This window comes from Streptomyces sp. SM10, from assembly GCF_002910915.1.
In the GTDB taxonomy this organism is placed as follows: domain Bacteria; phylum Actinomycetota; class Actinomycetes; order Streptomycetales; family Streptomycetaceae; genus Streptomyces.
On the sequence record NZ_NEUF01000006.1, the window covers coordinates 1 to 10,971 of the forward strand.

General features: G+C 73.6%; 11 protein-coding genes. 6 read left to right on the forward strand and 5 right to left on the reverse strand.

Annotation, left to right across the window (positions count from 1 at the left end):
- The 6 genes from B9S57_RS00135 to B9S57_RS00160 form a co-directional block, all read left to right on the forward strand.
- The coding region (locus B9S57_RS00135) for an ADP-ribosylglycohydrolase family protein (RefSeq protein WP_103513476.1) at positions 1 to 1,123 on the forward strand (1,123 nt) is incomplete at its 5' end.
- A complete protein-coding gene (locus B9S57_RS00140; RefSeq protein ID WP_181011180.1) occupies positions 1,059 to 2,255 on the forward strand; it encodes an ADP-ribosylglycohydrolase family protein in 1,197 nt (398 codons plus the stop codon). The genes B9S57_RS00135 and B9S57_RS00140, both read left to right, overlap by 65 nt.
- Positions 2,252 to 3,628, forward strand: coding sequence for an ADP-ribosylglycohydrolase family protein (locus tag B9S57_RS00145; protein WP_103513468.1), 1,377 nt, complete (start codon positions 2,252 to 2,254; stop codon positions 3,626 to 3,628). The genes B9S57_RS00140 and B9S57_RS00145 overlap by 4 nt, the downstream gene beginning before the upstream one ends.
- Complete coding sequence (rbsK, locus tag B9S57_RS00150) at positions 3,625 to 4,512, forward strand: ribokinase (protein WP_103513469.1); 888 nt, start codon at positions 3,625 to 3,627, stop codon at positions 4,510 to 4,512. Before B9S57_RS00145 ends, rbsK begins: the two co-directional genes overlap by 4 nt.
- The gene (locus B9S57_RS00155; RefSeq protein ID WP_103513470.1) at positions 4,509 to 5,726 is read left to right on the forward strand and encodes a CaiB/BaiF CoA-transferase family protein; all 1,218 of its coding nucleotides are present in this window, start codon (positions 4,509 to 4,511) and stop codon (positions 5,724 to 5,726) included. The genes rbsK and B9S57_RS00155 overlap by 4 nt, the downstream gene beginning before the upstream one ends.
- Positions 5,723 to 6,541 (forward strand): CoA ester lyase, encoded by an 819-nt coding sequence (locus B9S57_RS00160; RefSeq protein ID WP_103513471.1) that lies wholly within the window; start codon positions 5,723 to 5,725, stop codon positions 6,539 to 6,541. Before B9S57_RS00155 ends, B9S57_RS00160 begins: the two co-directional genes overlap by 4 nt.
- A 70-nt stretch (positions 6,542 to 6,611) precedes the next feature.
- Here B9S57_RS00160 and lgt read toward each other — a convergent pair whose 3' ends face one another.
- The 5 genes from lgt to trpM form a co-directional block, all read right to left on the reverse strand.
- The gene (gene lgt / locus B9S57_RS00165) at positions 6,612 to 7,598 is read right to left on the reverse strand and encodes a prolipoprotein diacylglyceryl transferase (protein WP_103513472.1); all 987 of its coding nucleotides are present in this window, start codon (positions 7,596 to 7,598) and stop codon (positions 6,612 to 6,614) included.
- Positions 7,599 to 7,704: 106 nt separating this feature from the next.
- On the reverse strand, positions 7,705 to 8,529 hold the full coding sequence (locus B9S57_RS00170) for a thioredoxin domain-containing protein (protein WP_103513473.1): 825 nt from the start codon (positions 8,527 to 8,529) through the stop codon (positions 7,705 to 7,707).
- Between the two features lie 75 nt (positions 8,530 to 8,604).
- On the reverse strand, positions 8,605 to 9,417 hold the full coding sequence (trpA, locus tag B9S57_RS00175) for a tryptophan synthase subunit alpha (protein ID WP_103513474.1): 813 nt from the start codon (positions 9,415 to 9,417) through the stop codon (positions 8,605 to 8,607).
- Complete coding sequence (trpB, locus tag B9S57_RS00180; protein ID WP_103513475.1) at positions 9,414 to 10,694, reverse strand: tryptophan synthase subunit beta; 1,281 nt, start codon at positions 10,692 to 10,694, stop codon at positions 9,414 to 9,416. The genes trpA and trpB overlap by 4 nt, the downstream gene beginning before the upstream one ends.
- Positions 10,695 to 10,829: 135 nt before the next feature.
- The coding region (trpM, locus tag B9S57_RS36305; RefSeq protein WP_374935896.1) for a tryptophan biosynthesis modulator TrpM at positions 10,830 to 10,971 on the reverse strand (142 nt) is incomplete at its 5' end.

Consider the following 10,971-nt stretch of genomic DNA (forward strand, 5'->3'; position numbering starts at 1 on the left):
CCGGGCGGCGCGGATGCCGGAGTGGACGCGGCGGCTCACCCGGGAGCTGGACACCTTCGCGGAACAGAACGCCACGACGACGCTGCCGGTGCCGATCGCCCTCAACCAGCCGCCGGAGCCGCTGAGGCTCGGTCCGTCCGACGACGCCGAGTGGGCGGCGTTCGCCGCCCGCACGGTGCTGGCGGCCGCCGCCGACCACGCACCGGACCTCTCCCCCGGCCACCGGATGCGGGACGCGGTCGACCGGGCGTGGAACGCGCTGGCCGCCAAGGTCGCCGCCGCGAGCGCCCGGGCCCCCGAGGTCGAGTCGGCCGTGCTCCCGCTCCGGGCCCGGATCTCCGTACGCGCCGGGCTCGGCAACCTCGCCGCGGGGCTGCGCCCGCCTGCCACCGGCCACGACAATCCCCACTACTTCGACGACGCCGCCTGTGTGCGGGCCGCCGTGCTGGCGGTCGTGCACCCCGGCGCCCCGGAGGCCGCGGCCGAGCTCGCCGAGTTCGACGCCCGGTACACCCAGGACGGTGACGGGGTGCACGGGGCGCGCGCCGTCGCGGCCGCGATCTCCGAGGCGCTCGCGGGCGCCGACGTCGACACGGCGGTCAACGCCGCGCTCGAACAGCTGCCCGATGGCACGGAGATCGCCCGCAACGCCGTCCACGCGGTGCGGCTGGCCCGGGAGTTCGCGGGCGAGGCGGCGGGCGCCTTCGCCCTCGTGCCCGTGCTGGAGCATCAGATCGTCGACCACGTCTACAGCTACGGGATCGCCGCCGCGGAGACGGTCCCGGTCGCCCTGGCCCTGGCGACCGCCGCCCGGGGCGAGATCGCGCAGGCCGTCCCCGCCGCGGCCTGCCTCTCCCGGGTCGCGGACTCCGCGCCCGCCCTGGCGGGGGCGCTGACCGGCGCGCTGGGCGGGGCGGCCACCGTGCCGGCGGGCTGGCGGGAGGCGTGCCGCACGCTGGCCGGGTGCGCGCTGCCCCGGCTGGCCGGGACGGACCTCATCGAACTCGCCGGGCTGCTCGCAGCCACGGAACCGGCCACCCCGGGTGGACAATTCCGGCATGGCACACAAAACATCCGAACCGCTCGCGGACGGCACGACCACCACGACGCTCACCCTGGATGAACGCGTCACCGGCGCACTCGTCGGCGCGGCCGTCGGGGACGCGCTCGGCGGCCCGGTCGAGGGCTGGACGCCCGAGCAGATCGCGGAGCGCCACGGCGGCCGGGTGACCGGCGTCGTCGGGCCCTGGTACGGCGAGGACTGGCGCACCGCACGCCCCATCGCCCCGTACCACAAGGGCGACGGGCACGTCACGGACGACACCCTGATGACCCATGCGCTGGTCCGGGTCTACGAGACGGTGCGTGGCCATCTCGACGCGTACGCGGTCGCCGACCACCTGGTGCCGGACCTGATGTCACGGCCCCGCTGGATTCCGGAGCTGGAGGCCGAGGCCCTCCCCCTGCAGCGGATCTTCCTCGCCGAGAAGTGGATCGTCACGCGGCTGCACTACGGCCATGCCGATCCCCGGGAGGCGGGCTCGGGGAACATCGTCAACTGCGGGGCGGCGATGTACATGGCGCCGGTCGGGCTGGTGAACGCCGCCCACCCTGAGGCCGCCTACGCGGAGGCGCTGGATGTCGCGGGCGCCCACCAGTCCTCGTACGGCAGGGAGGCGGCCGGGGTCCTGGCCGCGGCGGTCGCCGCGGCGTGCACGCCGGGCGCCACGCCCTCCTCCGTGGTCGAGGCGGCGCTGGCCCTCGCCAAGGACGGGACCCGCTCGGCGATCGAGGCGGTGTGCGAAGCGGCGTCCCGCTACACCGATTCCGAGTCCGCGCTGGTTCCGCTGCGCGCGGCGGTCGCCCCGTTCGACACGGTGGGCCCCCACTACCGCGACCCCTCGCTGGGCGCCCGGCGTCCGTCACGGCTGCACTCCATCGAGGAGCTGCCGGTGGCGCTCGGCATGCTGCTCGTCTGCGGCGGCGACTACCGCCGGACTGTGCTCGGCTCGGTCAACTACGGCCGTGACTGCGATTCGATCGCCACGATGAGCGGCGCTCTCGCGGGCGCCCTCCACGGCGAGCAGGCCATTCCCGTCGACTGGGTGAAGACGGTCGCCGAGGCCAGCCGCCTCGATCTGCACGCCCCGGCGCGGGCCCTGGCCGAGGTCGCACGTGAGGTCTTCGCGCAGGACACCGCGCGGCGCCGCACGCACGAGGCCGCCTTCGCCGGGCTGGCGGGCGAGGACCGGTGACCGTCCGCCTGACCTGGGTCCAGCCCGAGGACCTGGTGGGCCACGAGCTGCGCCAGGCCGCGCAGGACGGCCGGGACCCCGAGTCCGTCGGGTCCGTCGGGCGGCGCTGGTACGCGGCGGGTGGCGCCCCGGCCCCTGGGCGCGCCGGGGCCTCGGAACAGCCCGCCCCGCAGCGGCTGCGCGCCCTCGCCGAGCAGCTCCTGGACGAACTCGACTCCCTGGAGAACCCGTTGGAGGGGGACGAGCCGACGGACCTGTCCGCGATCCGGGCCTCCTGTCCGCGCTGGCCGGCGCCCTCGAGCCGTCCGGTGCCCCTCGGCAGCGACGCTCTGCACGCGGCCTGGCTGGGCCGGGCCGCCGGCTGTCTCCTCGGCAAGCCCGTCGAGAAGCTGCCGCTGCCCGGCATCCGCGCCCTGGCCCGCGCCACCGGCAACTGGCCGCTCACCACCTGGTTCACCGCCCGCGGGGTGCCCGCCGGCCTGGCTGCCGCGTATCCGTGGAACCGCCGCTCGGCGCCCACCTCCCTGGCCGAGAACATCGACGGGATGCCGGAGGACGACGACCTCAACTACCCGCTGCTGACCGTGCTGCTGCTCCAGCGCCACGGCCGGGGGTTCAGCACGTCCGACCTCGCCCGGCTCTGGCTGGACGAACTCCCGGCGGGCCGCGTCTTCACCGCCGAACGCGTCGCCTACCGCAATCTGCTCGACGGCCTCGAACCACCGGCCACGGCCCGTCGGCGCAATCCGTTCCGGGAGTGGATCGGCGCCCAGATCCGGGCCGACGTCCACGGCTGGACGCACCCGGGCGACCCGGGGGCCGCCGCCGCGCAGGCCCATCGGGACGCGGTCCTCACCCATACGGCGAACGGGGTGTACGGGGCGATGTTCACCGCCGCCGCACTCGCCGAAGCCGCCGGCGGGGAGACGGACGTGCACGGCTGTCTGGCGGCCGGGCTCCGTGTGGTGCCGCCCCGGTCCCGGTACGCGCGTGCGGTGCGGCTCGGTGTCGAAACGGCACGCGGGGAGGAGGACTTCGACGCCGTCGTCGACCGGCTCCACGCCACGTACGACTCCACCCACCACTGGGTGCACGTCCTGCCCAACGCGGCACTGCTCGCCGCCGCCCTCACCCACGCGGAGGGGGACTTCTCACGCTCGATCGGCTACGCCGTGTCCGGCGGCTGGGACACCGACTCCAACGGCGCGACGGCGGGCTCCCTCGCGGGCCTGCTGGCCGGGCGGGCCGCCGCACTGCCCGGCCGCTGGACCGCCCCGCTCAAGAACCGCCTCGCCACCTCCGTCTCCGGCCTCGGCTCCATCGGCTTCGACACCCTCGCGGAACTGACCTATCAGGAGGTACGCCGCCCATGACAGCGATCGCGGTGCTCGGCAGCACCAACATGGACCTGGTCGCCTACGTCGCCCGCGCACCCGGGCGCGGGGAGACCGTCACCGGACGGGAGTTCAGGACCGTCCCCGGCGGCAAGGGGGCCAACCAGGCCCTGGCCGCCGCACGGGCGGGGGGCGAGGTCGTGATGATCGGCGCGGTCGGGACCGACGAGTACGGTTCCCTGCTCCGGGCGAATCTGGAGCACGCCGGAGTGGACACGGACCTGCTGCACACCGTCGCCGGGCCCAGCGGGACCGCGCACATCGTCGTCGACGACGAGGGGTCCAACGCGATCGTGGTGGTTCCGGGCGCCAACGGCACGGTGACCGCGCTGGGACCGGGCGAGAGGGCGGCCGTCGCCGCGGCCGGCCTGCTCCTCCTCCAGCTGGAACTGCCGCTGTCCGCCGTGACCGAAGCGGCGCGGACGGCGAAGTCCCACGGGGTCCGGACGATCCTCACGCCCTCCCCCGTCCAGCCCCTGCCGCCCGGACTCCTGGACGCCGTCGACCTGCTGGTCCCCAACGAGCACGAGGCCGCCCGGCTCACCGGGCAGACGGAACCGCACGCGGCCGCGCAGGTCCTGCTCCAGCAGGTGCCCGAGGTCGTGATCACGCTCGGCGGGAAGGGCTGCCTGTACGTGGCGCGGGGCGGCGAGCCACCGGTCCTCTTCCCGGCCCCCGAGGTCACCGCCGTCGACACCACGGGCGCCGGTGACACCTTCGTCGGCACGCTCGCCGTGGCGCTCGGCGAGGGCCGCTCCGTCCCCGAGGCGGTGGGCTGGGCGTCCTCGGCCGCGGCTCTCTGCGTACAGAGACACGGCGCGTCGACGTCCATGCCCTACCGCAGCGAGATCGATGCCGCATGAACACTCCCGCGACCTCACCCACGACGCCCACGGCTCCCCTCGCCGGCCTGCGGGTCCTGGACCTGGCCACCCTCTTCGCCGGGCCGCTCGCGGCCACCATGCTCGGGGACTTCGGGGCGGAGGTCATCAAGGTCGAGCACCCGCGCAAGCCCGACCCCTCGCGCGGGCACGGTCCGTCGAAGGACGGGATCGGCCTGTGGTGGAAGCTGCTCGGCCGCAACAAGCGCACGCTGACCCTGGACCTCTCCTCGCCGGGCGGTCGGGACGTGCTGCTGAAGCTGGCGGCGGAGACCGATGTGGTCGTCGAGAACTTCCGGCCCGGCACGCTGGAGCGCTGGGGGCTCGGCTGGGAGGAACTGCGGGCCGTCAATCCGCGGCTGGTGCTGGCCCGGGTCACGGGCTTCGGCCAGTCGGGCCCGTACGCGCACCGTCCCGGCTTCGGCACGCTCGCCGAGGCGATGAGCGGCTTCGCCGCCGTCACCGGGGAACCCGACGGGCCACCGACCCTGCCGCCGTTCGGGCTCGCCGACTCGATCGCGGCGCTCGCCACGGCGTACGCGGTGATGACGGCGCTGGCCGGACGCGACCGGACCGGAGGCGGCCAGGTGGTGGACATGGCGATCATCGAGCCGATCCTGACCGTGCTGGGACCGCAGCCGCTCTGGTACGACCAGCTCGGGTACGTCCAGCCGCGGACCGGCAACCGCTCCCGCAACAACGCGCCGCGCAACACCTACCGCACCGCGGACGGCCACTGGGTCGCCGTCTCGACCTCCGCCCAGTCGGTCGCGGAGCGCGTGATGCGTCTGGTGGGGCGCCCCGAAGTGATCGAGGAGCCGTGGTTCGCTGCCGGGAGCACCCGTGCCGAGCACGCCGACGAACTGGACGAGGCGGTGGGCCACTGGATCTCCAGGCGCACCCGGGAGGAGGCGGTGGACGCGTTCGAGAAGGCCGAGGCGGCGATCGCGCCGATCCATGACGTCCGGGACGTGATGGAGGATCCCCAGTACCGGGCGCTGGGCACGATCACCGAGGTCGACGATCCCGAGCTGGGGCCGCTGCGGATACAGAACGTGCTCTTCCGGCTCTCGGAGACACCCGGGGCGATCCGGTGGGCGGGCCGGCCCCACGGCGCGGACACGGAGGAGATCCTGGCGGAGCTCGGTCTCACCGCACCGGTGATCGAGGCCCTGCGGGACGAGGGCGCTCTGTGAGCGGCCCGGCGGTGGCGCTGACCTGGCTGTACGTCCCAGGGGACCGGCCCGGGGTGGTCCGCAAGGCGCTCGGTTCGGGCGCGGACGTGGTGATCGTCGACCTGGAGGACGCGGTCGCCCCGGACCGCAAGGAGTACGCCCGGTCGGCGACGGCCGAGCTCCTCGCGGATCCGGTCACGGCGGACCCGATGGCGGTACCGGTCCACGTCCGGGTCCATGGCGAGGCCGACGTGAAGGCACTGGCGGGGCTCCCGGGGCTCTCCGGGATGCGGCTCCCCAAGATCACGCATGCGGCTTCGGTCCACCATGTCGCGGCGCTGGCCCCGGGGGCGCCGCTGTATCCGCTGCTGGAGTCGGCGCTGGCGATCGAGCACGCGTACTCGATCGCCGGGGCCCATCACGCCGTACGCGGGGTCGCGCTGGGCGAGGCGGATCTCCGTGCGGATCTGGGGGTCCGGGGCGACGCCGGGCTCGACTGGCCGCGCAGCCGTGTGGTGATCGCGGCGCGGGCGGCCGGGCTCGACCCGCCCGTGATGTCGGTCTACCCCGACGTCCGTGACCTGTCCGGGCTGCGGTCCTCGTGTGCGCACGGGCGGGATCTCGGTCTGCTCGGCCGTGCGGCGATCCACCCCCGGCAGCTGCCCGTCATCGAGCGCGCGTTCCGGCCCACGGCCCGTGAGGTCGAGGCGGCGGAGCAGATCCTGGAGGCGTCGCGGACCGAGGCGGGGGCGCAGGCCCTCCCGGACGGGCGGTTCGTCGACGCCGCGGTGGTGGCGACCGCGCGGCGCACGCTCTCGCTGGCGGGGCGGCGCTGAGGCCCGGGCACGCGCGAAGGGGCCACCGGACCTCTGTGGTCCGGCGGCCCCTTCGGCGGCCTGCCGGGTGTCAGCTCCGGTCGGCCTTCTGCGCGGTCTCGTCGGCTTCGGGCGCCGACGCCTCGGGGGTGGTCTCCGTGCTTTCGTCAAAGGCCCCGGTGGCCTTGTCGGAATCGCCGTTGTCGTCGGTCCCGTCGGTCCCGTCGGAGGGCGCGGCCTTCTCGCCGTCACCGGCCGGGTCCGCCGCGGCGGGCTCGACGATCTCCTCGCGGCCGGGGCGCAGCCTGGCCGAGATCACGATGTACGTCACGGCGAGCAGGAACACGATGATCGCGGTCCACACGTTGAGCCTCAGGCCCAGCACGTGGTGCGCCTCGTCGACGCGCATGTACTCGATCCACCCGCGGCCCGCGCAGTACGCGGCGACGTACAGGGCGAAGGCCCGGCCGTGTCCGAGCTTGAAGCGGCGGTCCGCCCAGATGACCAGGAGTGCGACACCGACGCACCACAGGGACTCGTAGAGGAACGTGGGGTGGTAGGTGTCCGCGACCCGGTTGGTGCCCTCGCTGATCTTCAGGGCCCAGGGGACGTCCGTCGGCTTCCCGTACAGCTCCTGGTTGAACCAGTTGCCCCAGCGGCCGATGGCCTGGGCGAAGGCGATACCGGGGGCGAGGGCGTCGGCCCAGGCGGGGAGCGGGATTCCGCGGCGGCGGCAGCCGATCCAGGCGCCGACCGCACCGAGTGCGATCGCGCCCCAGATGCCGAGGCCGCCCTCCCAGATCTTGAAGGCGTCCACCCAGTTCTCACCGTCGCTGAAGTACAGCTGGTAGTCGGTGATGACGTGGTAGAGCCTGCCGCCGACGAGGCCGAAGGGCACGGCCCAGACGGCGATGTCGGCGACGGTGCCCGCTCTGCCGCCCCTGGCGACCCAGCGCTTGTTGCCGAACCAGACGGCGACGAAGACACCGATGATGATGCAGAACGCGTAGCCGCGGAGCGGGATCGGGCCGAGCTCGATCACGCCGGTCGACGGGCTGGGAATGAAGGCAAGGTTCATGACGGGGTCGACGCTACCTTGCCGGACGGGACGTACGGCAAGCCGCCCGGCAACTTCTGGGTAACGGGACCCCCTGCGGAGTACCGGCGGGGGTGCTCCGGGCGCCTTACGACGCCGACGGTGTGGCCCCGACGGTGCCCGGCTTCTTGCCCTTGTTCGCCTCCGCCACCCACTTCTTGATGTTGGCCTCGGAGATCTGCTCGTCGCCCTTCTTCGGGAAGATCGACTCGCCGTTGAGCAGTGCCGTGGGGGTGCCCTGGAATCCGCCCTCGCCGAAGGCCTTGTTCGACTTCTCGACCCAGCTGTCGTGCGTGCCGTCCTCGACACAGCTGCGGAAGGCGGGGGTGTCCAGGCCGTCCACCTTCCCGGCGAGCTCGATCAGCCTGCTGTTCCTGCCGAAGGCGTCGTCGGTCTCGGCGGGCTGGTTGCGGTAGAGGACGTCGTGGTACGGGGCGAACTTGCCGACGTCCTGGGCGCAGGCGGCGGCGTTGGCCGCGCGCAGGGAGCCGTTGCCGCCGAGGTTGCCGTCGATGATCGTGGCCAGGTGGTACTCCACCTTGAGCTGTCCGCTCTCGGCGAGCTCGCCGAAGGTGTCGCGGAAGGCGTTCTCGAACTGGGCACAGACCGGGCAGCGGAAGTCCTCCCAGATCGTGAGCGTGGACGGTGCGTCGTCGGCGCCCACCTGGAGGGCCAGGCCGTCCTCACCCATCGCCCCGGACGGGGTGACGGCGGGGCCGGCCTCGCTGTCCTTGTCGTTCTTCCCGGCGTTGGCGGCGATCACGCCGATCACGGCGGCGAGCGCCAGCACCCCCACCACGGCGGTCGAGACGATCAGCGTGCGGCGGCGGCGCTCGCGCGCCCGGTCCTGCTCACGCTGCTGGACGAGCCGGTCGCGCGCGGCTCTGCTTCGGTCTTGGTTCTTCTCGCTCACATGGCGCAAACGAACCGGGGAGGCACGTGAGCGCCTCCCCGGTCCCAGGTCCACCCGTACGGATGACGACAGGTGTCAGCGCTTTCGAACGCCCTCGGCCAGTTCGCCCGCGAGGGCGCGGACGGCGGCGAGACCGGCGGCCTCGTCAGGGGCGTCGAGCATCCGCTTGACGAAGGCGGAGCCGACGATCACCCCGTCGGCGAACCCGGCGACCTGCCGGGCGTGCTCGGCGGTGGAGACCCCGATGCCGACGCAGACCGGCAGGTCCGTGGTGGCGCGGGTGCGCCGCACGAGGTCCTGGGCCTGCTCGCCGACGGATTCGCGGGTGCCGGTGACCCCCATCAGCGAGGAGGCGTACACGAAGCCGGAGCCCGCGGCCGTGATGGTGGCGAGGCGGGCGTCCCTGCTGCTCGGGGCGACGACGAAGACGGTGGCGAGGGAGTGCTTCTCGGCGTGCTCCCTCCACAGCCCCGACTCCTGGACCGGCAGGTCGGGCAGGATGCACCCGGCGCCACCGGCCTCGGCGAGCTCGGCGGTGAAGCGCTCGACGCCGTAGCGGTCGATCGGGTTCCAGTAGGTCATGACGAGGATCGGCGCGCCGGTGGCCTCGTGCGTCTCACGGACCGTGCGCATGATGTCGGCGATCCTGACGCCGCCGCGCAGCGCGATGTCGTCGGCGGTCTGGATGACCGGCCCGTCGAGCACCGGGTCGCTGTGCGGGAGGCCGATCTCGACGACGTCGGCGCCACCGGCGACGGCCGCCTTGACGGCCTCGATCCCGCCGTCGACGGTCGGGAAGCCGCCGGGCAGGTAGGCGATGAGCGCCGCCCTCTCCTCGGCCGCCGCCCCGGCCAGCGTCGATTCCAGAAGCTCTCGGTTGCCGCTCACTTGGTGACCTCCACCTCTCCGTCGGCCACGTCGGCCTCGACGACCCCGTCGGCTCCGTCGTACAGCCCGAAGTAGCGGGCGGCCGTGTCCATGTCCTTGTCGCCGCGGCCGGACAGGTTGATCAGGATCAGCCCGTCCTCGCCGAGCTCCCTTCCGATCTCCAGGGCTCCGGCCAGCGCGTGCGCGCTCTCGATGGCCGGGATGATCCCCTCGGTGCGGGAGAGGAGGCGCAGCGCCTGCATGGCGGCGTCGTCGGTGACCGCGCGGTACTCGCCGCGGCCGACGTCCTTGAGGTAGGCGTGCTCCGGGCCGATGCCCGGGTAGTCGAGCCCTGCGGAGATGGAGTACGGCTCGGTGATCTGGCCCTCGTCGTCCTGGAGGACGTAGCTGCGGGAGCCGTGCAGGATCCCGGGTTCTCCCGCGGTGAGGGTCGCCGCGTGTTCGCCGCTCTCCACACCGTGTCCGGCGGGCTCGCAGCCGATCAGACGGACGCCGTCGTCCGGGATGAAGGCGTGGAAGAGGCCGATGGCGTTGGAACCGCCGCCGACGCACGCGACCGCGGCGTCCGGGAGCCGGCCGGCACGCTCCAGGATCTGGCGGCGGGCCTCGACGCCGATCACCCGGTGGAAGTCGCGGACCATCGCCGGGAAGGGGTGCGGCCCGGCGACCGTGCCGAAGAGGTAGTGGGTGCGGTCCACGTTGGCGACCCAGTCGCGGAACGCCTCGTTGATGGCGTCCTTGAGGGTCCTGGAGCCGGACTTCACGGCGATGACCTCGGCGCCGAGCATCCGCATCCGCGCCACGTTCAGCGCCTGCCGCTCGGTGTCGATCTCACCCATGTAGATGGTGCACTCGAGCCCGAAGAGGGCGCAGGCTGTCGCGGTGGCGACGCCGTGCTGGCCGGCTCCGGTCTCCGCGATGATGCGGGTCTTGCCCATGCGCTTGGTGAGGAGTGCCTGGCCGAGCACGTTGTTGATCTTGTGCGAGCCGGTGTGGTTGAGGTCCTCGCGCTTGAGGAAGACGCGGGCGCCCCCGGCGTGCCGGGCGAAGCGCGCGACCTCGGTGAGCGCGCTGGGGCGGCCCGTGTAGTCGACCATGAGCTGGTTGAGCTCGGCGGCGAAGGCCGGGTCGGCCTTGGCCTTGTCGTACTCGACGGCGACCTCGTCCACGGCGGCGACGAGCGCCTCCGGGATGAACTTGCCACCGTAGGCGCCGAAGTACCCCTCGGCGCTGGGGATCAGACCCTCGGGGTCCGGAATGAAGAAGTCGGACGACATGCGACGTGCTCCTCGAATCGCAACGGGTGATGTCACCGTATGCGCCATGGCGGAGCGCCGCGCCGACCGGTGGACGGTCGGCGCGGTGGGTCGTGCGGATCCCCCTGTACGGCGGGGGGCGACGGCCGGGGCTCGCTACGGCGCGGACCCCGTGCGCCATCGCATGCCGTTGACCTGTCCTGGCTCGTCGCCGATCACGTACCGCACACGCCGACCGTGCACGCGCCGGGCGGGGGCACGGCAGCCGCGGTGCCAGAAGGGTGGCGCGCAGCGCCTC